Genomic DNA, 25,202 nt, shown 5'->3' with positions numbered 1-25,202 from the left:
CACATGACCGACATCCAATCCCCCAGCCGCCCTTACACATACGCGGCGAGCGACGCCGCATTTGCCCGTGCCGCCAAGGTGATTCCGGGAGGTGTCTACGGCCACCTGTCGCCCACCGAGGGCATGCACATCCCGCGATCGGCCTTCCCGAAGTTCTCCTCACATGCCCAGGGCACCCGATTCTGGGACCTCGACGGCAATGAATTCATCGACTACATGTGCGGATACGGTCCCAACGTCCTGGGTTACGGTGATCCCGATGTTGCTGCCGCAGCCGATGTCCAGGCGCGCAAGGAAGATACCGTCTCGGTTCCGTCGGTGGCGCTCGTCGACTTCGCCGAGGTGATGGTCGACACCGTCGCGAGCGCCGACTGGGCATTCTTCGCCAAGAACGGTGGCGATGTGACGACGCTCGCGATCATGACCGCGCGCGCCGCCACCGCACGCCGCCGAATCGTCTTCTTCTCCGGCTACTATCACGGCGTCGACCCGTGGGCACAGAAGCTCGACTATCCCGGCGTCCTGCCGCAGGACGTCGGTGGCAACATCGAGATCAAGTGGAACGACATCGACTCGCTCAGAGAGACTTTCGCCGAACATCGCGGTGAGATTGCCGCCCTCATTGCACAGCCGTACCAACACGGGAACTTCGCCGACAACGAGCTACCAGCGTCTGGGTTTTGGGCTGCGGTTCGTGCACTCTGCGACGAACACGGAGTGGTGCTCATCGTCGACGACGTGCGCGCCGGCTTTCGTCTCGACCTCGCCGGCAGTGACCATCACTACGGCTTCTCTGCCGATCTCATCTGTTTCTGCAAGGCGATCGCCAACGGCTACAACGTGTCCGCCCTGTGCGGCCGGGAGAGCTTGCGGTCGGCGGTCAGCAGCATCACCTACACCGGTAGCTACTGGATGAGTGCGGTCCCGTTCGCCGCCGGTATGGCAACCATCGGCAAGCTCAAAGAACTCGATGCGCCTGCGTTGTTCCGGGAACTCGGCACTTCTCTGACCGAAGGTCTCGTCGACGTCGCCGCCGGTCACGGTCTGACCCTTGTCGCCTCCGGCGAGCCCGCGCTGTTCTACCTTCGCATCGCCGACGATCCGTCGTTGATGTTGCATCAACGCTGGATCGCCGAATGTGTTCGACGCGGCGTGTTTCTCACCTCCCACCACAACCACTTCATCAACGCCGCCCTCACCTCCGACGACATCGTCCGAACACTGGAGGTCGCCGACGAGGCGTTCGGTGCAATCGTGTGAAGACTGTCGGCACACACGCCCGGCGTGCCTCAGGTGAGCCCCGACTGCTCCGCCGCAGCCACCGCGGCCTCACCCGCGGAGGTGTCCTTCAGGGCGACACCCGACGCGCCGAGTTGCCGGGCGCCGGCGACCAGCGCCGCGACGATCCGGGCGGCGTCGGCGTACCCGAGACCGTCGGGCGGGTGGATGTTGGAGATGCAATTGCGTTCGGAGTCACGCCGACCCGGCTCGGGCGCATAGGTGAGGTAGATACCGAGACTGTCGGCCACCGACAGGCCCGGCCGTTCGCCGATGATGACGATCAGCATCTCCACACCGAGTGCCTCACCGATGTGGTCGCCGAGGGCCACCCGGGCCTGTGAGGCGAGAACCGGTGGCGCGACGGCGAATTGCGGTGTCAGAACCGACGTCAGGGCGTCGACGAGGGCGACGGCGTGGGTGTCGACGGCGGTCGCCGACAGTCCGTCGGCGATGACGATGCCGATGTCGGCCCCCGACGACTCGATCGACGACAGATCCGCGGGCATCCGGCCGAGGTCGGGCCGCCGCAGGTATTCGGCGCGGGAGGAAGCCCGGCTGGTCACCGCGATCGGCTCGCCGAAACCCAACTCCCGCAAGCCCTTGCCGACGGTGTCGATGTCCATCGGGGTGTGGACGGCATCGCGGGCGGCGGCGTGATCGGCTTGGAAGGTCAGGACGTCGTGCGTCGAGAGGGTGTATCCACTGCGCCGCAAACCGATTCGCGCCTGCGTGGTGCGCCGCATCAGATCCCATGGGTCGTGGGCGGGGGAGTTCCCGGTGCTCATGAGGCGGCCAATCCGCGCAGCGGTGAGGTGTGCGGATCGAGGGGGGTGACCCGTCCGCCGTCGTCGGCCATACCGATGGTTTGCATCCACGCCTCGAATTCCGGTGCGGCGCGCAGTCCCATGACCTCGCGCAGGTAGAGCACGTCGTGAAAGGACAGACTCTGATAGCCCAGCATGATGTCGTCGGCGCCGGGCACGGTGATGACAAACGGGCAGCCCGCCAGGCCGAGCAGGCTCAGCAGCGTGTCCATGTCGTTCTGATCGGCCTCGGCATGGTTGGTGTAGCAGACGTCCACACCCATCGGCAGGCCGAGGAGCTTGCCGCAGAAGTGATCCTCGAGGCCCGCGCGGATGATCTGTTTGCCGTCGAACAGGTATTCCGGCCCGATGAATCCGACGACGGTGTTGACCAGGAGCGGGTCCAACGCCCGGGCCACCGCATACGAGCGGGTCTCCAGGGTCTGCTGATCGACCGGGCGGCCCCCGGTGCCCAGGTGCGCACCCGCCGAAAGTGCCGATCCCTGACCGGTTTCCAGGTACATCACGTTGTCGCCGACGGTGCCGCGCCCCAGCGATCGTCCGGCCTCGTTGGCTTCGCGCAGCACGGCGAGGTCGACGCCGAATCCGCGGTTGGCGCCCTCGGTTCCGGCGATGGACTGGAAGACCAGGTCGACCGGTGCGCCCTCCTCGATGAGCCCGATGGTGGTCGTGACATGCGAGAGCACACACGACTGCATCGGGATGTCGAAGCGGGTGCGGATCTCGTCGAGCAACCTCAGCAGGGTGGCGGTGGCGTGCGGTGAGTCGGTCGCCGGGTTGATCCCGACCACCGCGTCACCGCAACCGAGCAGCAATCCGTCGAGCAGTCCGGCGGCGATGCCGCGCGGATCGTCGGTCGGATGGTTGGGCTGTAGCCGCGTCGCCAGGCGGCCCGGCAATCCGATGGTCGTGCGGAACGCCGAGATCACCTCGACGCGACGGGCGACGGCGATCAGATCCTGGTTGCGCATCAGCTTGCTCACCGCCGCAACCATTTCCGGGGTCAGCCCGGGCGAGACGGCACGCAGCCGGCGTGGTCCTTCCGGATCACCGACCTGCTCGAGCAACCAGTCGCGCAGGCCGCCGACGGTCAGGTGTGACGCCGGCGCGAAGGCCTCGCGGTCGTGGGTGTCGATGATCAGCCGGGTGACCTCGTCGGACTCATACGGCACCACCATCTGTTCGAGGAACACCGTCAGCGGGAGGTCGGCGAGCACCCAGGCGGCGGCGGCCCGCTCGGCGTCGGACTCCGCGGCGCACCCGGCCAGCTCGTCGCCCGAGCGTGCAGGCGTGGCCTTGGCCAGCACCTCGACGAGGTCGGCGAAGGTGTAGGTCTGTCCGCGCAATGTCTGACGGTAGGTCACGAGAGTCCTTCTTCGGCGTCGGCGATGGCCTGGAACTCTTCGTCGGCGGTGGCGAAGACGAGCCGCTTGCGGCTGTAGAAGCCAAAATAGCCCATGATCACCGCGAACACGATCAGACAGCCGGTGGCGGCGGTGATGTCGACGAGGAAGGTCGCGATGACCGCGAGGACGGCGACGACGAGGGCGAACGAGGTGGTGACGATGCCGCCCGGCGTGCGGTAGGGGCGTGGCAGCTGCGGTTCGCGCACACGTAGCACGATGTGACTGATCATCATCAGCACGTAGCTCAGCGCGGCCCCGAAGACCGCCATGTTCAGCAGCATCGCGCCCTCACCGGTCAGTGACAGGCCGAATCCGATGACGCCGGGCACGATCAACGCCAGCGTCGGCGCCTTGCGAGAGTTGGTGACCGACAACGACTTCGGCAGATAGCCGGCGCGCGACAGCGCGAACAGCTGCCGGGAGTAGGCGTAGATGATGGAGAAGAAGCTCGCGATCAGGCCGGCGAGGCCGATGTAGTTGACGACGGTGTGCGCCGCGCCGCTGCCCAGCGCCTCGACCAGCGGGTTACCCGAATCCTGCATGGCCTCGGCGCCACCGGCTCCCGACACCAGGAACAAGACCAGCGCGCAGGTGAACATCAGCGCGCACATCGCCGCGATGATGCCGCGCGGCACGTTGCGGGCCGGGTCCTTGGCTTCCTCGGCGGCCAGCGGGACACCCTCGACCGCGAGGAAGAACCAGATCGCGAACGGGATCGCCGACCAGATGCCCAGATATCCGTGTGGGAGGAACGAACTCGCACCTGCGGCGTCGGTGGGCGCGATGTTGGTCAGGTTGGCCCACGAGAAGTCGCCGAGCGCCGCGATCGCGAAGATCAGTAGCCCGAGCAATGCGATCGCGGTGATCACGAACATCACCTTGAGTGCTTCGCCGACGCCGGCGAGGTGGATGCCGATGAACAGTGCGTACGCGGCGAGGTACACCCACCATCCGTCGGTGATGCCGAAGAGATGCAGCGATTCGACGTAGGACCCGATGAAGGTCGCGATGGCCGCCGGGGCGATCGCGTACTCGATGAGCACAGCGGTGCCGGTGGCCATCCCGCCCCACGGCCCGAGCGCACGGCGGGCGAAGGTGTATCCGCCGCCGGCCGCGGGCAGTGCCGAACTCATTTCGGCCATGCCCAGCACCATCGCCAGATACATCGCGGCGATGATGACCGCGGCGATCGCGAGACCTCCGAAACCGCCCTGGGCCAGGCCGAAGTTCCAGCCGGAGTAGTCACCGCTGATGACGTAGCTGACGCCGAGCCCGGCGAGCAGCACCCACCCGGCGGTGCCCGTCGCGAGTCGGCGTTTGTCCAGGTAGTCGGTGGTGGCAGCGGTGGCGTCGGCGACGCGACCGTGTTCGGTGGTGCTCATGGGCGCCTCTTTCGGTGGGCGGCAAGATCGGCGTCGGTCTCGCCGGGAAGGGAACGAGAATCGACGCTACGAGGTGTGTGTCACGTCACAATGGCGCCCATGTAAGGCATGTCGAGAATCACAGACGCCGACATTCTCACGCTGGTTAACACGGATGAAACATGAAAACGACGCGCGGAAACGCGCTCTCGGTCACCGTGGAGGGCGCCATGTCCTCGTCGATCTCTCGCCGTCGCGCCACCGGATCGCCACTCGTCGCCGACGAGTCGCCCGTCCGGGGGCTCACGCGTCGTCAACTCCCCTTCATACCCGTCTTCGCGCAATCGGTCGCGGCCATCGCCCCGGCCGGCACGTCGGCGGTGACGCCCCTGTTCGTGATCGCGGCGATCAGTGGTTCCGGTGGCGTGCTCGCCTTCGCCGCGGCCGCCGTCGTCATCATGCTCGTCGCTGCGTGCATCCGGCCGATGGCCCAGCGACTGGCGGTGGTCGGCGGGCTGTATTCCTATGTGGCCCAAGGGTTCGGACCTCGTGTGGCGCTACCGACGGCGTGGTCGGCGATCCTCGGCTACGGCTCGGTGAGCATGGCCGGATTGCTCGCCGTCGGGCTGTATCTGAGCCATATCGCGGTCAGCCTCGGCGTGGCCGCCGCGCCGTCGGTGATCGCGATGTGTGTCATCGTCGTCGCGTCGGCGGCGGTGATGACGGTATTGATGGTGCGCGGGGTCAAGGTCTCGGCAACGGCAATCCTCGGCATCGAGATCGTCGCCGTCGTCATCATGGTCGGTCTGATGCTGTGGTTGGGGATCACTCACCGCGGTGCCGGATATTCGGCGGCCTTCACCTCGCACATCGACCCCGGCTCGATGGGTCTCAACATCGTCGTCGCGGTCAGCGCATTCGTCGGATTCGAATCCGCGACCACCCTCTCCGCCGAGGCCCGACGGCCCTTCCGCAGCGTTCCCCGCACCCTGATGTGGACGCCGCCGGCCGCTGCGGTGATCTATCTGCTCGCGGTCACCTCGCAGTCGGTGGCGATGGCCGGCGCCCCCGAGCGCATCCGGGAGAGTCCCACCCCACTGGCCGCCCTGTTCCTGTCCGAAGGCACCCGCGTCGCGTCGGTGATCCTCGACCTCGGCATCGCGACCTCCTTCTTCGCCTGCGCGCTGGCCTCGGTGAATGCACTGGTCCGGGTGCTGTTCACGCTTGGCCGCGAGCAGGTCGTGCCCGCCGGTTTCGGCCGGGCGCACCGGCGGTTCCACACCCCGGCGTTCGCGACGGTGTGCGCGATGGGCGCCGTCGTCGCCGGGCCGCTGATCTTCCTGTGGTGCGGCGGCAACCCGCAGACCGGCATCCGCGACTTCTTGACGCTGAGCGCGCTGGGCTACATGGGCAGTTACCTCACCGCGTGCCTGGCGGCGCCGGCGATGTTGCGTCGGATCGGCGAGGCGAGCCGCGCGATCACCGTGCTGGGTGCGGTGACGGCGACGATCCTCGTGGTGCTCCTCGTCACCGGCTTCACCACCGACGTCGGCAGCGGGCGGGTGCTGTGCGCGATCTATGTGATCTCGATGATCGTTGTCGTTGTCGCGGTGGCGGTGGTCGCACGATGCGCGCCAACCCGATTCGGCCGCGTCGGTGTCTTCGACGCCACGAGCCGCGACGACATCCTCACGGTGACCCTGCGATGACGCGGCAGGTGCACCCGTGGCGATAGGACGACCCGACCGTGCTGATTCGGTGGCTCGGGCGCTGCAGATCATCGAGGCGGTCGCCGATCTGGGGCTGGGCACCACCGGCAGCGAGATCGCCCGTCATCTGGGCTTCCCGCAGGCCAGCACCTACCGGCTGCTCAACGGACTGGTCGCCGACGAGTACCTGGTACGGACCGCCGACCTGCGCGGCTTCGCGCTGGGTGCCCGGCTCTCGACGATGCTGTCGGGGGTGCTGCCACCACCGGTGCCCGCGCGGGCGCGGGAGCTGATCGACGAGTTCCGGTCATCGGTGCGTTTCGCGGTGCATCTGGTCTACTTCCGGCCCACCACGCTGCGAATCCTCGACCCAGACCCCGACCACCCGCTGACCGGTATCGGCGAACTCATGCGCTATCCGCACGCGTCGGCGCCGGGCAAGATCCTGCTCGCGTCGCTGTCGCAGTGGCGGGAGGTGGTCGGCGCCTCACCGGCACCGATCACCCCGGCAACGATCATCGACCTCACCCGCCTCGGCGATGAGATCGCACAGATCCGCCGGACCGATGTCGCGATCGACGACGGTGAGCTCGTCTGCGACCACGCCCACGTCGCCGTGCCGATCCTCGACGCCGACGGCGACGTCCGCGGCGCGGTGATGATCGGCGGCGTCTCCACCCGGCTCGACGCGATCCGTTCGCTGGTCGACGCGGCGAAGGGGCTCTCCTCGGCGCTCGGTCCGCTGCTGTTCTGACACCGACCTGGACATCGGCGCCCGGCGAGCGGCTACCCTCGAAGCAGTGGTGCTCGAGAAGCCTGGCACCCTCGCGCTCGCCTTTGCGATGCGAGCCGGCGCCACAGCCCGGCGTCGGCGATGGACACAATCAATCCGGCTCAAGGCCGTTGGAGGCGATATGTCCGAGAACAACGATTTCTACACCACCCGCGATTCCGGGGCCCCGGCGGGCAGCGACGAACATTCGCTGACCGTCGGCGCCGGCGGGCCGATCGTGTTGCACGATCACTATCTGATCGAGCAGATGGCCCAGTTCAACCGGGAACGCATCCCGGAGCGACAGCCACACGCCAAGGGCAGCGGTGCCTTCGGCACCTTCGAGACCACCGAGGACGTCTCGGCGTACACGTGCGCCGGGTTGTTCCAGCCAGGGGTGAAAACCGAGATGGTGGCCCGGTTCTCCACCGTGGCGGGAGAGCGTGGCAGCCCCGACACCTGGCGTGACCCAAGGGGTTTCGCGCTCAAGTTCTATACCGACGAGGGCATCTACGACATGGTCGGCAACAACACGCCGGTCTTCTTCGTCAAGGATCCGATGAAGTTCCAGCACTTCATCCGGTCGCAGAAACGTCGCGCCGACAACAACCTTCGGGACCACGACATGCAGTGGGACTTCTGGACCCTCTCGCCGGAGTCGGCCCACCAGGTCACCTGGCTGATGGGTGACCGGGGCATCCCGAAGACGTGGCGGCACATGAACGGCTACAGCTCGCACACCTACCTGTGGGTCAATGCGCAGGGTGTGAAGTCCTGGGTCAAGTACCACTTCATCAGTGATCAGGGCATCGAGTTCTTCACCCAGCACGAGGGCGATCAGATGGCTGCGGCGGACACCGATTTCCATACCCGGGATCTGTTCGAGTCCATCGCCGGCGGCGACCATCCGAGCTGGACGCTCAAGGTGCAGATCATGCCTTACGACGACGCCGTCTCGTACCGGTTCAATCCGTTCGACCTGACCAAGGTGTGGCCGCACGGCGACTATCCGTTGCAGGAGGTGGGCCGGATGACGTTGCACACCAACCCCACCGACAATCACGCACAGATCGAGCAGGTCGCCTTCGAGCCGAACAACGTGGTGCCGGGCATCGGGTTCAGTCCCGACCGGATGCTGCTGGGCCGGGTGTTCTCCTACGCCGACGCGCACCGGCACCGTCTGGGCGCCAACTACAAGCAGATCCCGGTCAACGCCCCGCGCAACGAGGTACACACCTACTCCAAAGACGGTGCGATGCGGATCAATCCGGTGACCGACCCGGTGTATGCGCCGAACTCCAAGGGCGGTCCGGCAGCGACGTTCGCCGGGCAAGCCGAGCCGCAGTGGGCCGCCGACGGCGACATCATCCGCAGCGCCTACGTCGATCATCCCGAGGACGACGACTGGGGTCAGGCGGGCACGATGGTGCGCGAGGTCCTCGACGACGCCGCCCGGGATCGCTTGGTGGACAACATCGTCGGTCACCTGCTCAACGGTGTCAGCGAGCCCGTGCTGGCCCGGGCCTTCGAGTATTGGAGCCGGGTCGACACCGATCTGGGCGCCAAGATCAAGAAGGGTGTCACCGAGAAGGCCGACGAGCCCGACCCGAAGAAGGCCGAGCAGGGCAATCCGGCGCGCTCGTCGATGCAGCAGAAGGTCTAGCTCGGCTGCCGAATACAGATACCACGTGAGCGGGCTCCGACCCCCGATTTTCCGGGTCCGGAGCCCGCTCGCGTGGAAGCCGTATTCGTGGTGGGAGGATCGAGACATGGAATTCGACGACGTCATCCGCACGACTTTCGCCGCACGCGAGTTCACCGACGATCCGGTGACCGACGAGGTGCTGTGGGAGATCCTCGACACCGCGCGCTTCGCGCCCAGTGGCGGTAACCGCCAGGGCGCACATGTGATCGTGGTGCGCGACCCGGACACCAAGCAGGCGATCGCCGAAGTGAGCAAGACCGGTGCCCGCCGCTACCTGGCCCAGCGTGCCGCGGGTGAAATGCCGTGGAACGTCGTGCATCCCAGCGCGGTCACCGACGCCGACCTCGCCGCCACCGAAGGCGTCGACGAGTTCGTCGCCCCGCTCGCCGCTGCGCCGGTGCTGCTGGTGGTGACGGTGAACCTGGAGGTCGTGGCGTCGATGGACAAGGACCTCGACCGCATCGGCGTGGTCCCGGGTGGCTCGATCTATCCGCTGGTGTGGAACATCCTCACCACCGCACGTTCTCGCGGATTCGGCGGCACGATCACCACGATGGCCGTCACCGAGGAACCCGGCGTCCGCGAACTCCTGGCGATCCCCGACACCCACGCGGTGGCGGCGGTGCTGCCGCTGGGCAAGCCGGTCAAACAACTCACCCGGCTACGGCGGGAACCCGTCGAGGACTTCGTGACGCGAGAACGCTTCGACGGCAACCCATTCACGCGATAGCGCGGGCGCTCCAACGTCAGTTCCCCGATTCCGTCAGTCGACAGATTCGGCATGACGGTCGTCGAACACCCGCCAGCGCCCGGACCCGCCGTCGGCCGTCCCGATGTGGTCGACCAGGCCACGATGGCCGGCCTCGCGTGCACAGTGCGCGCAGCAGAAGATGTCGTTGCCGCTCTCGAGTCCGTGCCCGAGGATGCGGCACCGGCAGTGTCCGCAGTGCGGTGCGAGAGCGGCGATTGCACATTCGAAGCTGTCGAAGACCCCGCCGGAGTGCGGATCCGTCCCGATCGTGATCGTCATCGCCCGCGGATACTCGTTGCCGCACATGTCGCAGATGGCCATCGCCGTCTCCTCGTCTGAATGGTGGGGAAGACTTCCCGCTGTCCGGGGATACCCGGGGACGCCGAGGTCAAACCCGTAGAACGCCGCGATTGACCCGCGTTCGCGATGGGTACCCCGGACCATATGACACGAGCAGCAGACGAAGCACCCGGTTTACGCATCATCGCCGAACCCGGCTTGCCCGCCACCATCGTGGAGAAGTCCGAGGACGAGATCCGCGACGTTCTGGAGCCCAACGCATTCGAGTACGCGGGGCTGACGGTGGCCGACGAATCGTCGCTGGAGCTGGAACCCAAATCCAACCTGGAGGCCGTGCGCTCGGGCGAGACACTCGGCCCCGAAGCGGTGGTGTTCCTCACCGAGATACCGAGATTCGCCGAGAGTCGTACCCGCACACCCGATGTGGTGTCGATCGAGGTCGACGCCGCGCGCGAGTCGGCGGTGATCTCCGCGCCGGCCTTCGGCCCGTTCCCGCGGAGGCGACTGATCGACGCGATCGGCCTCGCCGCCGGCCGACTCGGTGGTCGGCGAGAGCCCCAGCCGGGCGGGCGCGGCTGGTCGACCGACCCGACAGCAGGCACCGACCGACTGCTCGACGGCGGGCGAATCGGCCGAATGCGGTTGACACTGGGCATGGTTCGGGGCAACCGGCCGTGGCGGCTGATCCCCACGCTCACCGGCATGACCGCGGCCGCGGCCGCCGCGGCCTCGTTCGGGGTGTTCTTCACCTCGATCTGGTCGATGGCCGATGCGCTGAGCGTGTGGCGGCTGCTGGGCATCTCGCTGATGTCGCTGGTTCTCGCGACCGTCTGGCTGGTGGTCAACAATCGGCTGTGGGACACCCCGCGCCGCACGACGGCGCGGCGTGCGCGGCTCTACAACATCGCCACCGTGGTCACCGTCGCCTTCAGTGCGGCGGTGCTCTATCTCGGATTGTTCACCGCGACCCTGCTCGCCGCGGTCATCGTCATCGACTCCGGGTTCATGACGCAGACGCTGGGGGCGCCGGTCGACGTGTGGAACTACCTGAGCCTGGCGTGGCTGGCGACGTCGTTGGGAATGTTCGCAGGCGCCATCGGGTCGAGCGCCGACAGCTACGATGACGTCCTGCGCGCCACCTACGGCTACCGGGAGCGCACCCGCCGGCAGGCCGAAGACGACCGCCGGCACAACGGGGGTTTTGCCCGGCGAAGGGATGGGTAAGAACCAAGTCAGAAGCCAACCATCGTGAGGAGAGGATCAGTGACAGACAGCGGCGTGAGTGGTGGCGGCGGGCAGACGGTGATCGTCGACCTGTTGGACGCCTCCGGAGAACCGGTGGAGCTCGCCGTAGGCGCGGAGTCCGACCGGCTCTCGATCATCCGGTCGGTCGTCGAGCGCACCCTGTACCTCGCCGACTGGACCGTCGACGAGGTCACCGACGTCAAGATCGCGATCGACGAGATCTGCTCCCAGCTCATCTCCGCAGCCGTTGCCGGTGCGCGGGTGCACCTGTCGCTGACCGTCGGCCCGACCGGTGCGGTGGCCCGCGCCGCAGGCCCGGTGATCCCCGGATTCGAGATCGACACAACAGGTTTCGGGTGGCGGGTGGTGACCACGCTCACCGACGCGCACACCATCGAATGCGTCGATCGTCCCGATCACCGGGATCTCACCGTCACGATCGGCAAGACGCGGCAGCGGTGATGACCGCCCACCCGGCGGTCTCGACGGAGTCGTAGACGTCGATACCCGCCTCTCCGGCGCATGCGCGGATCGGCCCTGCGATCGGGGTACCGCCGACCACGGCGACGGGAATGCCCTGTTGAGCGGCTTCGTCATGGAAACCGACCAGAACCCCGAGTCCGGATGCGCTGAGGAATCGGACATCGGTGAGGTCGAGGACCACACCCTCGGGCTGCTTGGCCAGCACCCTGTCGAGGGCCACCGCGAAATCGGCGGTGGTCTGCATGTCGATGGCGCCGGAGAGTTGCTGCACGCAGAACGACCGTCCGACGGCCATCGGTGTGGACGCGCGATCACGATGCGGCGCCGAGTACGTCGCTGCTGAATCATCCGGGTCGTTCGCCGGATGGAAAGTCATGTTGGTGTCGAGCTGTTTCATGGCGGCCTCCGTCGCATAGGTGACATCGGAGTCAGTGAAAGATCGGAGTCGGTGAAAGGATGCGACGAGACGGAGATGGTCCAGTCCGCGCCGCTCGCAGCTGCTTGACTGAACCGCTGTGTCCAACCGTACGGACCGGCGGGTAGGTCTTCAAGGGGAGTTTCGGGTCCGGCGCAACTGGGTACGGTGACAAGAGAGCCATATCTGCCGGTCAATCGTCCGAGAACGCCACCTCGGGCCATGGAGGATTTGTTTGTCGCCGTCTACGCAAGGACAGGATCGCCGTGATGACGAGTACGCCGACGTCATCCCGATGCTGGCGGAGATGCGGGCCGAATCCGACGCCGACCATCGTTCGGTTCTGCGGGATCGGGTGATCGAGCGCTGCCTGCCGCTGGCCGAGCATGTGGCCCGCCGTTTCGCCGACCGTGGGGAGGCCTTCGACGATCTCGTCCAGGTCGCCCGGATCGGGTTGGTGAACGCGGTGGATCGCTTCGATGTCGAGCGCGGCGCGAATTTCCTCTCGTTCGCCGTGCCGACCGTGATGGGTGAGGTCCGGCGTCATTTCCGTGACGGCACGTGGAGTATGCGCGTGCCGCGTCGCAGCAAGGAGATCTCACTGCGGATCGGCCGGGCCGCCGACGAACTGGTGCAACGCCTCGGGCGTTCGCCGCGACCCAGCGAACTCGCCGAATTCCTCGACCTCTCCGTCGACGAGGTCATCGACGGTCTGATGGCCCGGTCGGCCTACAACTCCATCTCCATCGATGCCGAGGCCGACGAGCAGCGGCAGTCGATCGGCGACACGCTCGGCGGCGACGACGAACACCTCGCTGCGGTGGAGGATTACGTCACGCTGGCCCCGGCGATGGCCCGACTCCCCGAGCGTGAACGAAACATCCTGTCGCTGCGCTTCTTTCGTGGGATGTCGCAGAGCGAGATCGCCGCGGAGGTCGGCATCTCGCAGATGCACGTGTCGCGGCTGCTCTCCCGGACCCTGCGGGCCCTGCGGGAGGAGCTGACCGATCCCGAGGACGCTCCTTCCGCCGGGTGACCGCGATTGTCGCGTGCCGTCAGGGCTTGAGGGTGATCTTGACCGCGCCGTCCTGCTTGTTCTGGAAGATGTCGTAGGCGTGCGGCGCCTCGTCGAGCGAGAGTTCATGAGTGGCAAAGGAATCCACTCCCAGCGGGTCATCGTCGCCGAGGAGAGGCAAGATGTCGGGAACCCAGCGTTTCACATTCGCCTGACCCATCCGGAGCTGAATCTGCTTGTCGAACAACGTGAGCATCGGGATCGGGTCGGCCGTGCCCCCATACACCCCGCTCAACGAGATGGTGCCACCGCGGCGGACGGCGTCGATCGCGGTGTAGAAGGCGGCCATCCGGTCCACACCGGCGTGCTGCATGAGTGGCTCGGCCACCGCGTCGGGTAGCAGACCGACCAGACGCTGGGCCATCTGATTGACCGGCGAGCCATGGGCTTCCATGCCGACGGCGTCGATCACCGAGTCGCTGCCGCGTCCGTCGGTCCGTTCCCGGACCGCTTCGGCCACGTCGTCGACGGCGTCGAGGTCGATGGTGGTGATGCCGCGGGCCTCGGCACGGGCCAGTCGTTCGGGTACCCGGTCGACGGCGATCACCCGCGCACCCCGATGGGCGGCGATGCGGGCGGCCATGTCACCGATCGGTCCGAGGCCGAGCACCGTGACGGTGCCGTTGTCGGGGATGCCCGCGTACTCCACGCCCTGCCAGGCGGTCGGCAGCACGTCGGACAGGTAGACGTACCGGGAATCCGGTGCGTCGTCGGGCACCTTGATGTGGGTGAACTGTGCTTGCGGCACACGGAGGTACTCGGCCTGCCCGCCGGGCACCGACCCGTAGAGCTTCGAGTAGCCGAACAGTGCCGCACCCATCCCCTGATCGCGGACTTGTGTTGTCTCACATTGGGTGTAGAGCCGGTCGTCGCACATGCGGCAGGTGCCGCACGAGATCTGGAACGGGATCACCACACGGTCGCCGATCCGCAGTTCGCCGGTGTCGGCGCCGACTTCCTCGACGACACCCATCGCCTCGTGTCCGAGGATGTCCCCGGGAGTCATGAAGGCGCCGAGGACCTCGTACAGGTGCAGATCGGATCCGCAGATGTTGGTGGAGGTGACCTTGATGATCGCGTCCGAGGGTTCTTCGATCTTCGGGTCGGGCACCTCGTCCACCGATACCGTGCGCTTGCCCTGCCATGTCACCGCTCGCATCTGTTCCTCCTGGTCGCTGATGGTCTCCCGTCAGCGTGCCCAGGTCGGCGGTGCGTCAAACATGGGGTGCGTCAAACATGTTCGGCCCGAGAGCATTCACGCGGACCTGACCTGGCCGGGTGCGCGTCAGGCCTTGCGATCGACACCTTCGGCCATCGACGCCAGCCGGCGGAGGCACTCGCGCAGCCGCGGTGCCATGGCGAGGTGCTGCACCTCGTCGGGTAACCAGGACATGGGCGGGGTCTCGGCGTGCTCGACCATCTCCAGCTGTGTGCCGTCGGGGTCGGGCCGGACCGTCACGACCACGCGCGCCCTGCCGAACGGCCATGCGGCCGCGGACAACTCGAGCGCGGTGGCGTCCGGGCTCGTGGTGTCGATGCGACGAACCCAGGTCTTGTCGTTGAGCAGCGCGGGCCACGCGCCAACCGAGTGGTGGATACGGGTGCCGGCAGCCGGCCACCCCGCGTCGACCTGTCGGATGCGGGCGGCTCCGACCACCCACGACGAGTACAGCCAGCCGTCGGACAGGACCGACCACACCTGGTCCGGGCTCGCCGTGCTGTGCTCGATCACGGGCTTCATGGCTCGATCACCTGTGCCCCCTCGGACTCGACCGGGTCGACCGACTCGTGGGCGGTGAGCAGCAGGTGGTCGAAGTTTTGCCGGACGGCGTCGGGTACCTCGATCGCCTGGCTGCCGGTGAGGATGCTGCGGCACAGGCTGCTGATCTTCATGTTCGTGGTCTGCGATCGCCACTTGAGTACCTCGAAGGCCTGCTCCGCGCTGACGCGGTAGGCGAACATGATCATGCCCTTCGTCTGCTCGATGACACCCTGGCTTTCGCGAAAACGGTTGATGTGGTGGTCGATCTGGTCCTTGACGACGTTCGTCTCCCACCCGTCCATGTCCAGGTAGACGCCCTCGGTGCCGATCGCGACCCCCGACGCGTCGAGGAGCGGATGCCCGATCACGACGACGTGATGGAGAACGCCGCGCGTGTCGATGATGCGGTGCCGGCTGGAGAACGGGCTGTGCTCGGAGAGCATCCGCCCCACCAGGCGCTCGAAGTCCTCGCGATCGTCGGGATGTTTGTGACCGACCATCAGTTCGGTCGTCGGCTCGACCTCGCCGGGAGCATAGCCGTGCAGGGCGGCGACCTCGTCGGACCATTCCCATCGCTGCGTGGCGAAGAGGAAGCGGAAACTCCCGACGTTGTGGGCGCGAGCCGTGGCGTCGAAGGCAGCATCACGTCCGGCGTCATCGAGCACTGAGAAACCTCCACACGTGAATCCAGTAGAAGTGCCAGCGGGCTCGGGCATGATCACTTTACTCACCTGCCCCACCCGCGTCACCTTCGCTGCCGCCGCGCAGTGGTGCGGTCCAGGCGTTTTGCGGATACCGGCCGCGGATTCGGGACCTTGGTCCCGTCGGTCGGCTGCGGACGGGGGTGAATGGGAGTACGCAGGGAAGGGTGACGCACACCGACGACTCCGGCGCATCCATCCACGCGAAGATCGCCGAACTCGCGCGCCGTCCACGGGGTGTCCGAGGCGGAGTTCGGGCCGGACCGCGTCATCCGACACGTCACCGAATCGGCGGTGCAGATCCTGCCCGACGTCGACCACGCCGGGTTCACCATGGTCGTGCGTGATGCGGCGGGTACACCCACGCTCGAGTCGACGGCCGAGACCGATCTGATCGCCCGCCAATTCGACGTGCTGCAGCACGAGTATGGCGACGGCCCGTGCTTCGAGGCCATCTGGAACGAGCGGATCGTCGGCATCGACGACGTGGAGACCGAGCCGCGGTGGCCCGAACTCATGCGGGCGGTGCGTGAACGCACCCCGATCCGGTCCAATCTGTCGATCCAGCTGTATGTGTCCGGCCGCGAACTCGGTGCGCTCAATCTGTTTTCCGGCACCCCGCACGCCTTCGACGAGGAGGCCCGCGATCTGGCCGAGACCCTCGCGACGCATGCGGCGATCGCGCTCAACACCGCGCACCGGGGCGAGCAGTTCCGCAGCGCGCTGGCCAGCCGAGACCTCATCGGGCAGGCGAAGGGCATGATCATGGAGCGCTTCCGCGTGGACGCGGTCCGGGCCTTCGAGATCATCCGGCGCCTCTCCCAGGAGTCCAACACGCCGGTCGCGGAGGTGGCGGCACGGATCGTCGCGGCCGAGGAGTTCGACGATCGGGAACGCAGTTCGTGAGAGCCGGGTAGCGTCGGACGCCATGGATGCGAAGCGCGTGGCCGACACGCTGGAGATACAGCACCTGTTGACCGGGTACGCCAGGGCCGTGGACACCCGCGACTGGGAGCGATACCGCTCGTTGTTCACCGCCGACGCGACGATCGACTACCGCTCATCGCCGTTCGGGATCGTCGGGTCCGTCGACGAGGTGGTGGAGTGGTTGGAGGCGGGACTCTCGGCACTGCCGATGACCATGCATTACGTGATGAACATCGACGCGACCATCGACGGTGACACCGCCACGGTCACCGCGCAGTTCTACAACCCGATGCAGATACCCGGCTTCGACGAGTTGAGTACGTGCGGCGGCTATTACCACCACACGATGGTCCGCACCGCCGACGGCTGGCGCAGCCGCGGCATGCGTGAAGAGATCCTCTGGTTCGTCAATTCGCCTGTGCCGCAGCAATGATCATGGTCTGCTGCAGCTTTCGTGGGCACTTTCAGTCGACCGCACCTGCCAAGGCGTCCGCGGCACGCACAAAGGCCAGGTGCGACAAGGCCTGAGGGACGTTGCCCACCTGCCGCCGGTCGCCCGGGTCGTATTCCTCGGAGAACAACCCGAGGTCGCTGGCGGTGTCGCAGGCCCGGGTCATCAGTGTCTCGGCGTCCTCGACGCGCCCGCTGCGGGCGTACTGTTCGACGAGCCAGAACGTGCACGCCAGGAAGGGGTGTTCGGTGCCCGAGACGCCGTCGACGCCCGATTCGGAGCGATAGCGGGCCACCAGTCCGTCGGGCATCAGGTCGCGTTCGATGCGCTCGACGCAGGCCAGCATCCGCGGGTCGTCCGGCGCGCAGAAACCGATCTGCGGCAGTTGTAGGAGTGCGGCGTCGACCTCGCCGGTCCCCGCGTATTGCACGAAGTAACCGCCGTCGGGATCGACCATGCGGCTGTCGATCTCGGCTCGCAGATCGTCGCGGTGCCGCTTCCACTTGTCCAGCGGGCCGGTCAGGCCGAAGTCCTCGATCGCTTTGACGCCGCGGTCGAAGGCCGCCCACTCCTGGGCCCGTGAATGGGTGAAGAACCTCGGTTCGCCACGCATCTCCCAGATGCCCTGGTCGGGCTGGTCGAGGTAGGCCTCGACGCGCTTGAGCAGGTGCCGTTGCAGGGGCCAGGAGAAATCCGTCTCGGGGAGTCCGGCCGTCCGCGCGGTGTGTAGCGCGACCATCACCTCGCCGATGGTGTCGGCCTGGAACTGGTCGACGGCGGCGTTGCCGACCCGGACCGGGGTCGAGTTCTCGTAGCCGGGCAGCGGCAACTCGCGTTCGGGCAGATCACGTTCTCCGGCAATGCCGTAGAGGATCTGTACCCGTTTCGGGTCACCGGCGATCGCACGCATCAACCAGGTGCGCCAATGATCGGCCACATGCAGGAAGCCGTGGCAGATCAGGACGTCCAGCGTCAGTGCCGCATCCCGTAGCCACACATATCGGTAGTCCCAGTTGCGTTCCCCGCCAGGCATTTCCGGTAGCGAAGTGGTGGCGGCGGCGACGATGCCACCGGTGTCGAGGTTCGACAGTGCGCGCAGGGTGACCAGGGATCGGACCACCCGATCGCGGTGCGGCCCTTGATGTTCGATGTGGCTCGCCCACTCGGTCCACCACTGTCGTGTCGTCTCGAGGGCGGTGTCGACGTCGAGTGGTGCGGGTTGCGGCCGGTAGGAGTGATACCAGGTGAGGACGAGGTCGCGGTGCTCGCCGGCGTCGACGGAGAAACCTGCGCGGTGGACGTGGTCGGTGGCGCGCAGGGTGACGCCGCGGAGTATCACGGCATCCGGTCCGGCGATCGCCAGGAGGGCGTGTTCGTCCTCGCCGACCTGACGTACCCAGGGGACCGACCGGGCGTAGTCGAAGCGCATGCGCAGCGATGTCGTGAACTCGACTGTGCCGGTGATCCCGACGACGCGGCGTACCAGGTCGACGCGCCCGCCGTCGACGGGCATGAAGTCGTGGACCTCGGCGACACCGGTTTCGGTTTCCCACCGGGTGACCAGGATGAGCGTGTTGCCGTCGTAGTGGCGGCTGACCGGGGTCGCGTCGCCTGCGGGCTTCAGCGACCAGCTTCCGTGTTCGTGGGAGCCGAGCAGCGACGCGAAGATCGACGGTGAATCGAATCGTGGGACGCACAGCCAGTTCACGCGTCCGGTGCGGGAGATCAGTGCCCCCGTCCGGCAGTCGCCGACGAATCCGAGGTCCTCGATGCGGGTGGTCATCCGTCGATTCTGCCCTCACTCGACCGGCTCAGGGGCCTCTCAGGTCAGGGTTGACACGAACAATCGGAGGGCCTCGATGGTGGTGGCCTCGACGATCTCGGCGGGTTCGCCCTCGAATCGGCGACGCCGCGTCTCGGCGTGGTCGCCGCTGAACACGCCGAACCACACCGTTCCCGGCTCGTCCTCCTGCGGCTGCGGCCCTCCTTCACCGGTGACCGCGACCGCCACGTCGGCGCCGAGCAGACGCGCCGTCGAGGTGGCCATCGCCGACGCCGCCTCCGCGCAGACGACCGGCCCGGGCGGTACCTCGAGCAGCCCGTGTTTGACCTCGGGGCGGTACACGACGATGCCACCGGCGAACCACGCGCCCGAGTTCTCCGCCCGACTCAACGCCGCGGCGATGTTTCCTCCGGTCAGCGATTCGGCGACGGCCAGCGTGCGGGTCCGATCGCCGTCGGCCAGATGGGAGATCGTGGCGCACAGGTCATCGATCGGCTCCGTGCCCGACATCATCGAGCTCCTTTCCTTCGACGTGCATTGCTCCCGCGGTGGGTACCCGCCCGAGCTCGCATCCACACCTGCGCGGTCGCGGGTGTGAGTAGGCTTCGGACGAGGCCTGCTGCGTCCACCGGTCCGGTGTTCACCGGACATGATCACCAGGAGAAGCCATGACGGACACCACCCTGATCATCTTCGGAGCCACCGGTGATCTGACCAAGCGGCTGCTGTTGCCCGCCCTGGGGCAGTTGCTCGACCGGGAGCCGGATCGCCGGGTGCATCTCATCGGGGTCGGTCGATCGGAGCGTGACGCCGACACCTGGCGCGGCGAGGTACGCGAGGCGTTCGGCGACGATGCCGGCCCCACCGCCCTGGCTCTCGCCGACGAAACCGTCTACCGGCAGGGCGATCTGACCGATTCCGACGATCTGTCGCGGCTCCTCGGCGAGGCCAAGGGACGTCCCGTGCTGTACTTCGCGGTGCCGCCGGCGGTCACCGAGAAATCGTGTGAAGCGTTGCGGGATGTGGACATTCCGGACGGAACGATCCTCGCCCCGGAGAAGCCATTCGGCACCGACGAGGCCAGTGCGCACGCGCTGAACCAATTGCTCACCCAACTCGTCCCCGAGGAGCAGGTCTTTCGCGTCGACCACTTCCTCGGGCAGTCGGTGCTGCTCGATCTGCTCAGCGTGCGCTTCGCGAACCGGATGTTCGAGCCGGTCTGGTCGGCCGACCACATCGAGTCCGTCGTCATCCGCTATGACGAGGATCTCGGGCTGGAGGGGCGTGCCGATTTCTACGAGGGCACCGGCGCATTGCGGGACATGGTGCAGAGCCACCTGTTGCAATTGCTCGCCGTGGTGGCGATGGATTCGCCGGCGACGCTCGGCGAACGCGACCTGCGAGATGCGACGGGCGCGGCGCTGCGTGCGGTGCAGATCTGGGGCGACGACGCGGTCGCCCATTCCCGTCGGGCGCGCTACACCGCGGGAGAGGTCGACGGCAAGCAGTTGCCGTCCTACGTCGATGAGAAGGGCGTCGATCCCGCACGCCACACCGAGACGCTGGCCGAGGCGACGTTCGGCGTGCGCACCGCGCGCTGGGATGGGGTGCCGTTCACGCTGCGCTCCGGCAAGGCCCTGGCGCCGCCGGTCAAGGAGATCGCGCTGACGTTCCGGCCGGTGCGTCATCTACCCGCGCAGTTCGGCACCGAAGTGGCACCGAATGTGTTGCGGCTCAAGCTCGGTCCGGATGTGATGAACGTGCAGCTGAACATCCACGACGGCACCAACCCGTTCGCCGTCAAGACCATCGACTTCGACGCCGACCTCGGTCACGGGTCGGTCCGGGCCTACGCCGAGGTGCTCTCGGGCATCCTCGACGGTGACGCCACCCTCGCGGTCCGCGGTGATGCGGCCGAACAATGCTGGCGCATCGTGCAACCCGTGATCGACGCGTGGGAGGCGAACAAGGTGCCGCTGGAGGACTACCCGGCGGGCAGTTCGGGCCCGCAGTCCTGGCCCGCACTCTGACGGCGTCGGGATGAAGTCGACGGCCCGTCTGCAGATCGCCGATGTGACAGTGCAATTCGGTGTCGCCTCGGAGGTCGCATACGACTATCTCAGCGATCCCGGCCGCCGCGCCGAATGGCAGGCCAGCCTGCTCCGGGTCGCCGACGAGGCCGATGTGGGGGAACCGGGTGAGGCCGGTTCGAGTTGGATCGATGTCACCGCCGTCCCCTTCGTCCGGCCGACCATGGAGGTCGTGGAGAGCCGCCGAGCGCAGCGGTGGCGCGAGATCGGGCGGTGGGGACCGGTCGATGCGGCGTTGAGTCTCGACTTCGAGGCGCAGGGCGAACATTCGACGCTCGTGCGGGCACGTGCCCATCTGACCGTGCCGTTGGTCGCCGTTGCCGGACTGTTCGGCATCCGCGTCCTCGCTCCCGCCGCGCTTGGCGCGGATCTGCGCACTGCGGCAAGGCTTCTCGAAGACAGACAGATAACCGACCATCAACAGGAGGCATCATGAGCGACCGACCACGACTCACCCCGGACGCCACCCATCCGATCACCGTCGAACCGACGCCCGGCCGGGTACGGGTGTGGCTGGGCGAGCAACTCATCGCCGACACCACGCACGCGATGACGCTGCGGGAGGCCACTTATCCACCGGTGCAGTACATTCCGCGCGACGACGTCGTCGCCGACGTGCTCACCACGAGTGCGCACAGCACCTACTGCCCGTACAAGGGCGACGCCGGCTATCACGGTCTGCGCGAGGCCGACGGTACCGAGGTCCCGGATAAGGCATGGTTCTACGCCGAGCCCTATCGGGCGGTGGCCGAGATCGCCGATCATCTGGCCTTCTATCCCGATGCGGTACGCGTCGAGGTCGAGTGAGGGTGAAAATGGTTTTGGCAACTAGGTTGTGCAACACCTAGTTGCGTGGCACCTAGTTGAGGGTTATGGTCAGACACATGGCGACTCCTCGTCTCGACGACCAACTGTGCTTCGCGCTGTACGCCGCCTCGCGTGCGGTCATCGCCGCGCAACGGCCTGGGCTGCAAGAACTCGGACTGACCTATCCGCAGTATCTGGTGATGCTGGTGATGTGGGAAGAACGGTCGGTGGCGGTCGGCCGGCTCTGTGAACGTCTGCACCTCGATTCCGGAACCGTGTCGCCATTGGTCCGCAGGCTCGAGGGGGCCGGTCTCGTCGAACGCAGGCGTTCGACGGAGGACGAGCGGTCGATCATCGTCGAACTGACGCCGGCCGGCACGGCGTTGGGGGAGCGGTCGGATTGCGTTCTGGCGGCACTGCTGGAGGGCCTGACCGCGGCGGCCGACCAGCCCGGGGAGCCGGAGTTCGTTCCCGACGACGTCGTTCCGCTCCGATCGTTGCTCCACAACCTCATCGGAGAGCTCGACAGGCTCAACAACCTCGACAAGTCCGACAACAAGGGAGTATCAGCATGAATCATCTCTATACCGCCGAGGCGCTCGCCACCGGTGACGGCCGAAACGGGCACGGGCGCAGCGCCGATGGCCGCCTCGATCTCGATCTGGCCACGCCGAAGGAACTCGGCGGAAGCGGCGAGGGCACCAATCCCGAGGAACTGTTCGCGATCGGATACGCGGCGTGTTTCCACAGTGCACTGCGGATGGTGGCACGGTCGGAGAAGGCCGACGTCACGGATTCGGCTGTGGGCGCGCGGGTATCGTTGGATTCCGACGACGCCGGGAAGTTCGGCATTTCCGTCGATCTGGAGATCAGTCTGCCCGCGGTGGACGCCGCAGCCGCGCGCGACCTCGTCGAGAAGGCCCATCAGATGTGCCCGTACTCGAACGCGACCCGCGGCAACGTCGAGGTCACGCTCTCACTGGCCGACGACTGAAAACGGCCACCGATGATCTCGACGAGTAGTCTGCCAGCCCCATCCCCGATGCCCCAGACCCGTGGCCGTGCCGTGGCCCGAACCGCGTTGGGTGCTGTTCTCGCGCTTGCCGGCATCGGACACATGACCTTCCAGCGCAACGAGTTCCAGGCTCAGGTGCCCGATTGGGTACCCCTCGGCAAGGATGCCACCGTCTTGGCGTCCGGGGTGGTGGAGATCGGTCTGGGTGCGGCGCTCATCGCCTTGCCGAGGTACCGGCGGATCGTTGCCGGCATCACGGCGCTGTTCTTCATCGCGGTGTTCCCGGGAAATATCCACCAATATGTTGCGCACATCGACGCTTTCGGACTCGATTCGGATGCCAAGCGATTGGGGCGCCTGTTCGGTCAACCGGTACTGGTGCTGTGGGCACTGGCTGCCGGCGACTACGGGGCGCGTAAGGGCCGATGACCTCCGACGGCCACGATGATCAGTCGGGCACGCTTGCCGCCGCGTCGGCGCGCGGCCGCTGGCTGATCGTCGCAGCCGTCCTGGGTTCCGGCGTCGCGTTCCTCGACGGGACCGTCGTCAACGTCGCCTTGCCGGCGATCGCGCGTGATCTGGACACGGATCTGCGTGGGCAGCAATGGGTTCTGGACGGGTACATGCTCACCCTGAGTGCGTTGCTGTTGGTGGGTGGGGTGGCCGGTGATCGATATGGCAGGCGGGCGGTGTTCGTCGGCGGGCTCGTGGTGTTCGCGGTCGCGTCGGTGGGTTGCGCACTCGCCCCGAGTATCGAGTGGCTCGTCGTCGCCCGTCTCGTGCAGGGCGTCGGAGCGGCCGCCGTCGTTCCGGGTAGTCTCGCGCTGATCAACTCGGAGATCGCGCCCGACGATCGAGGTGCCGCGGTCGGCCTGTGGGCCGGGATGTCCGGGGCCACCAGTGCGCTGGGGCCGTTCGTCGGCGGGTGGCTCGTCGATTCGGTGTCGTGGCGTGGGGTGTTCTATCTGAGTGTCCCACTGGCGGTGGGAGCGATATGGATTGCGCTGCGCCATGTTCCGGAGTCGCGTGATCAGACCGAGCATGCACGGCTCGACGTGCTCGGCGCCGGCACCATGATTCTGGGGCTGGCAGGAGTCATCTACGCGCTCATCGAGGGACCTGCCCGGGGCTGGTCTGCGCTGTCGGTCGGCGCCGCCGGAGTCGGGTGCGCGGCGCTGGTTGTTTTCGTGATCGTCGAGCTGCGGGTGCGTGATCCGTTGTTGCCGCTGAGCCTGTTTCGGTCACGTCAGTTCACCGGAGCCAACCTGACGACCCTGCTTGTTTATGCCGCGCTCGGTGGAGCGCTGTTCCTGCTTGCCCTGCAGTTGCAGCAGAGCATGGGGTATTCGGCGTTGGAAGCGGGTGCTGCGATGTTCCCGAGCACGGTGATCATGCTGTTCGGGTCGCCGCTGTCGGGAAAGATCGCGCAGCGCACCGGGCCTCGCCTTCCGATGACCGTGGGACCCCTTGTGGCCGCAGTTGGTTTGGGATTGATGGCGCGTGCCGTACCCGGAGTCGGATATCTGGGGGGTGTGTTGCCCGGGGTGGTGATGTTCGGGCTCGGTATGACAATCACGGTGGCACCGTTGACCTCCGCCGCACTGGCCGCTGTCGACGACAGCCGTGCGGGCACCGCCTCCGGTGTGAACAATGCGGTCGCCCGCCTCGCCGGTCTCCTCGCAGTCGCTGTCCTACCCGCAGTCGCCGGCCTCGACGCCGGACCCGGCCAGCCACTCGGAAGCGGATTCCAGGTCGCCATGATCATCGCCGCAGTGTGTTGCGCCGCAGGTGGTCTCGTCGCGCTGCTGACCATTCGGAAAGGTACCGGCTTCCGCCCGCAAGTCATGCCCGCGGTCAACTCCGCATGCCAGGACGCCACGACCCGAACCCGCTAACCACTGTGTGGGGTGAGAACCTGTCCCCCGATGGTCGAGGTGTGAGGCGCGTGCGCCGAGCCTCGAGACCCGTTGAGCCACAGCTGGTTCCACACCACGAACATAGAGACCGTCACCGCGGGTAGGTGACGATGATCTGCCCGGTGCGCCGGTTCCGCCACTCCACCCGCCGGTCCAGAAGGAGCGTAGGTACCCATTCGGCGAGGTGTTTGCGTTGGTGATCGGCCCGGCACAGCGGGATCAGATCACCGAGGACCGTCCACCCGCCGGTCTCGGGGTTGGTGTGGTTGAACGGTTGCCAGTGGTCGAGGTCGCACAGGTGTGAGGGCATCCCGCAGTAGGGGTATCGGCACCAGGCGTCGTTGGCGAGCACCTCAGCGCGCAGTGTGGCGCTGGGTGCATAGGTCAATGCCCCAGGGGGTGGCACGGTGTGGCCACCGTGTC

General features: G+C 66.9%; 28 protein-coding genes. 17 read left to right on the top strand and 11 right to left on the bottom strand.

All coding sequences use genetic code 11. The annotated features are described in order from the left end of the window. Positions 1 to 3 precede the first annotated feature (3 nt). Positions 4 to 1,260 (top strand): aminotransferase class III-fold pyridoxal phosphate-dependent enzyme, encoded by a 1,257-nt coding sequence (locus P3L18_RS04775; protein WP_276113439.1) that lies wholly within the window; start codon positions 4 to 6, stop codon positions 1,258 to 1,260. Between the two features lie 29 nt (positions 1,261 to 1,289). Here the strand turns inward: P3L18_RS04775 and eutC are convergent, their stop codons facing one another. From eutC to eat, 3 genes are read right to left on the bottom strand one after another with little or no spacing between them, the layout of a single operon-like run. Continuing rightward, a complete protein-coding gene (gene eutC / locus P3L18_RS04770; RefSeq protein ID WP_276113438.1) occupies positions 1,290 to 2,066 on the bottom strand; it encodes an ethanolamine ammonia-lyase subunit EutC in 777 nt (258 codons plus the stop codon). Then, complete coding sequence (locus tag P3L18_RS04765; RefSeq protein ID WP_276113437.1) at positions 2,063 to 3,469, bottom strand: ethanolamine ammonia-lyase subunit EutB; 1,407 nt, start codon at positions 3,467 to 3,469, stop codon at positions 2,063 to 2,065. The genes eutC and P3L18_RS04765 overlap by 4 nt, the downstream gene beginning before the upstream one ends. Beyond that, the gene (gene eat / locus P3L18_RS04760) at positions 3,466 to 4,893 is read right to left on the bottom strand and encodes an ethanolamine permease (protein ID WP_020173259.1); all 1,428 of its coding nucleotides are present in this window, start codon (positions 4,891 to 4,893) and stop codon (positions 3,466 to 3,468) included. The genes P3L18_RS04765 and eat overlap by 4 nt, the downstream gene beginning before the upstream one ends. A 161-nt stretch (positions 4,894 to 5,054) precedes the next feature. On the opposite strand from eat, the gene P3L18_RS04755 reads away from it, so the two are divergent. The 4 genes from P3L18_RS04755 to P3L18_RS04740 all read left to right on the top strand — a co-directional run bounded on the left by P3L18_RS04755 (position 5,055) and on the right by P3L18_RS04740 (position 9,788). Then, positions 5,055 to 6,581, top strand: a complete 1,527-nt coding sequence (locus tag P3L18_RS04755; protein ID WP_271354337.1) for an APC family permease — start codon at positions 5,055 to 5,057, stop codon at positions 6,579 to 6,581. Between the two features lie 16 nt (positions 6,582 to 6,597). After that, positions 6,598 to 7,335: an IclR family transcriptional regulator C-terminal domain-containing protein gene (locus P3L18_RS04750; RefSeq protein ID WP_079931130.1), complete on the top strand. Its 738-nt coding sequence runs from the start codon at positions 6,598 to 6,600 to the stop codon at positions 7,333 to 7,335. Positions 7,336 to 7,495: 160 nt separating this feature from the next. Then, the gene (locus P3L18_RS04745) at positions 7,496 to 9,016 is read left to right on the top strand and encodes a catalase (protein WP_006369965.1); all 1,521 of its coding nucleotides are present in this window, start codon (positions 7,496 to 7,498) and stop codon (positions 9,014 to 9,016) included. A 106-nt stretch (positions 9,017 to 9,122) separates the two neighbouring features. Then, positions 9,123 to 9,788, top strand: coding sequence for a nitroreductase family protein (locus P3L18_RS04740; protein ID WP_020173263.1), 666 nt, complete (start codon positions 9,123 to 9,125; stop codon positions 9,786 to 9,788). Between the two features lie 33 nt (positions 9,789 to 9,821). Here P3L18_RS04740 and P3L18_RS04735 read toward each other — a convergent pair whose 3' ends face one another. Then, the gene (locus P3L18_RS04735) at positions 9,822 to 10,130 is read right to left on the bottom strand and encodes a hypothetical protein (RefSeq protein WP_276113436.1); all 309 of its coding nucleotides are present in this window, start codon (positions 10,128 to 10,130) and stop codon (positions 9,822 to 9,824) included. Between the two features lie 123 nt (positions 10,131 to 10,253). Between P3L18_RS04735 and P3L18_RS04730 the strand changes: the two genes are divergently transcribed. Both P3L18_RS04730 and P3L18_RS04725 read left to right on the top strand, forming a co-directional pair. Continuing rightward, positions 10,254 to 11,333: a hypothetical protein gene (locus tag P3L18_RS04730; protein ID WP_276113434.1), complete on the top strand. Its 1,080-nt coding sequence runs from the start codon at positions 10,254 to 10,256 to the stop codon at positions 11,331 to 11,333. 39 nt (positions 11,334 to 11,372) lie between these two features. Further along, entirely contained in the window at positions 11,373 to 11,816 is a 444-nt protein-coding gene (locus P3L18_RS04725; protein WP_276113433.1) for an anti-sigma factor, read from the top strand. On the opposite strand, the gene P3L18_RS04720 is transcribed toward P3L18_RS04725, so the two are convergent. After that, complete coding sequence (locus P3L18_RS04720; RefSeq protein ID WP_276113431.1) at positions 11,788 to 12,234, bottom strand: STAS domain-containing protein; 447 nt, start codon at positions 12,232 to 12,234, stop codon at positions 11,788 to 11,790. The two genes, P3L18_RS04725 and P3L18_RS04720, sit on opposite strands and share 29 nt — an antisense overlap. A gap of 313 nt (positions 12,235 to 12,547) precedes the next feature. Between P3L18_RS04720 and P3L18_RS04715 the strand changes: the two genes are divergently transcribed. Next, positions 12,548 to 13,288 (top strand): SigB/SigF/SigG family RNA polymerase sigma factor, encoded by a 741-nt coding sequence (locus P3L18_RS04715; protein WP_346348422.1) that lies wholly within the window; start codon positions 12,548 to 12,550, stop codon positions 13,286 to 13,288. Positions 13,289 to 13,307: 19 nt separating this feature from the next. On the opposite strand, the gene P3L18_RS04710 is transcribed toward P3L18_RS04715, so the two are convergent. The 3 genes from P3L18_RS04710 to P3L18_RS04700 all read right to left on the bottom strand — a co-directional run bounded on the left by P3L18_RS04710 (position 13,308) and on the right by P3L18_RS04700 (position 15,754). Beyond that, complete coding sequence (locus P3L18_RS04710; RefSeq protein ID WP_276113429.1) at positions 13,308 to 14,486, bottom strand: zinc-dependent alcohol dehydrogenase; 1,179 nt, start codon at positions 14,484 to 14,486, stop codon at positions 13,308 to 13,310. Positions 14,487 to 14,612: 126 nt separating this feature from the next. After that, entirely contained in the window at positions 14,613 to 15,068 is a 456-nt protein-coding gene (locus P3L18_RS04705; protein WP_276113428.1) for an SRPBCC family protein, read from the bottom strand. Continuing rightward, entirely contained in the window at positions 15,065 to 15,754 is a 690-nt protein-coding gene (locus P3L18_RS04700; protein WP_276113426.1) for a PAS and ANTAR domain-containing protein, read from the bottom strand. Before P3L18_RS04700 ends, P3L18_RS04705 begins: the two co-directional genes overlap by 4 nt. Positions 15,755 to 16,027: 273 nt before the next feature. Between P3L18_RS04700 and P3L18_RS04695 the strand changes: the two genes are divergently transcribed. Next, a complete protein-coding gene (locus P3L18_RS04695) occupies positions 16,028 to 16,696 on the top strand; it encodes a GAF and ANTAR domain-containing protein (RefSeq protein WP_276113424.1) in 669 nt (222 codons plus the stop codon). A 22-nt stretch (positions 16,697 to 16,718) separates the two neighbouring features. After that, positions 16,719 to 17,150, top strand: a complete 432-nt coding sequence (locus P3L18_RS04690) for a nuclear transport factor 2 family protein (protein ID WP_276113423.1) — start codon at positions 16,719 to 16,721, stop codon at positions 17,148 to 17,150. 31 nt (positions 17,151 to 17,181) lie between these two features. Here P3L18_RS04690 and P3L18_RS04685 read toward each other — a convergent pair whose 3' ends face one another. Both P3L18_RS04685 and P3L18_RS04680 read right to left on the bottom strand, forming a co-directional pair. Next, entirely contained in the window at positions 17,182 to 18,951 is a 1,770-nt protein-coding gene (locus P3L18_RS04685) for a glycoside hydrolase family 15 protein (protein WP_079931124.1), read from the bottom strand. Positions 18,952 to 18,990: 39 nt separating this feature from the next. After that, positions 18,991 to 19,464: a CinA family protein gene (locus tag P3L18_RS04680; protein ID WP_276113422.1), complete on the bottom strand. Its 474-nt coding sequence runs from the start codon at positions 19,462 to 19,464 to the stop codon at positions 18,991 to 18,993. Between the two features lie 155 nt (positions 19,465 to 19,619). Here P3L18_RS04680 and P3L18_RS04675 point away from each other — a divergent pair, with 155 nt between their 5' ends. From P3L18_RS04675 to P3L18_RS04645, 7 genes are all read left to right on the top strand, one after another. Continuing rightward, complete coding sequence (locus P3L18_RS04675; protein WP_020173268.1) at positions 19,620 to 20,981, top strand: glucose-6-phosphate dehydrogenase; 1,362 nt, start codon at positions 19,620 to 19,622, stop codon at positions 20,979 to 20,981. Positions 20,982 to 20,991: 10 nt separating this feature from the next. Then, positions 20,992 to 21,477, top strand: a complete 486-nt coding sequence (locus P3L18_RS04670) for an SRPBCC family protein (RefSeq protein WP_006369950.1) — start codon at positions 20,992 to 20,994, stop codon at positions 21,475 to 21,477. Beyond that, complete coding sequence (locus tag P3L18_RS04665; RefSeq protein ID WP_006369949.1) at positions 21,474 to 21,848, top strand: DUF427 domain-containing protein; 375 nt, start codon at positions 21,474 to 21,476, stop codon at positions 21,846 to 21,848. The genes P3L18_RS04670 and P3L18_RS04665 overlap by 4 nt, the downstream gene beginning before the upstream one ends. A gap of 77 nt (positions 21,849 to 21,925) precedes the next feature. Further along, entirely contained in the window at positions 21,926 to 22,423 is a 498-nt protein-coding gene (locus tag P3L18_RS04660) for a MarR family transcriptional regulator (protein WP_014361767.1), read from the top strand. Further along, complete coding sequence (locus P3L18_RS04655) at positions 22,420 to 22,842, top strand: organic hydroperoxide resistance protein (RefSeq protein WP_079931119.1); 423 nt, start codon at positions 22,420 to 22,422, stop codon at positions 22,840 to 22,842. Before P3L18_RS04660 ends, P3L18_RS04655 begins: the two co-directional genes overlap by 4 nt. 48 nt (positions 22,843 to 22,890) lie before the next feature. Then, positions 22,891 to 23,292, top strand: coding sequence for a membrane protein (locus P3L18_RS04650; RefSeq protein ID WP_020173272.1), 402 nt, complete (start codon positions 22,891 to 22,893; stop codon positions 23,290 to 23,292). Next, positions 23,289 to 24,758: a DHA2 family efflux MFS transporter permease subunit gene (locus P3L18_RS04645; RefSeq protein ID WP_276113421.1), complete on the top strand. Its 1,470-nt coding sequence runs from the start codon at positions 23,289 to 23,291 to the stop codon at positions 24,756 to 24,758. Before P3L18_RS04650 ends, P3L18_RS04645 begins: the two co-directional genes overlap by 4 nt. 112 nt (positions 24,759 to 24,870) lie before the next feature. Here P3L18_RS04645 and P3L18_RS04640 read toward each other — a convergent pair. Then, positions 24,871 to 25,202, bottom strand: a 332-nt coding sequence (locus P3L18_RS04640) for an HNH endonuclease signature motif containing protein (protein ID WP_276113420.1), incomplete at its 5' end; no start/stop codon positions are given.

The organism is Gordonia sp. N1V, assembly GCF_029269935.1.
Classification (GTDB): domain Bacteria; phylum Actinomycetota; class Actinomycetes; order Mycobacteriales; family Mycobacteriaceae; genus Gordonia; species Gordonia polyisoprenivorans.
The sequence above is the reverse complement of the archived record's forward strand: the minus strand, read 5'-3'. Positions and strand labels throughout refer to the sequence as shown.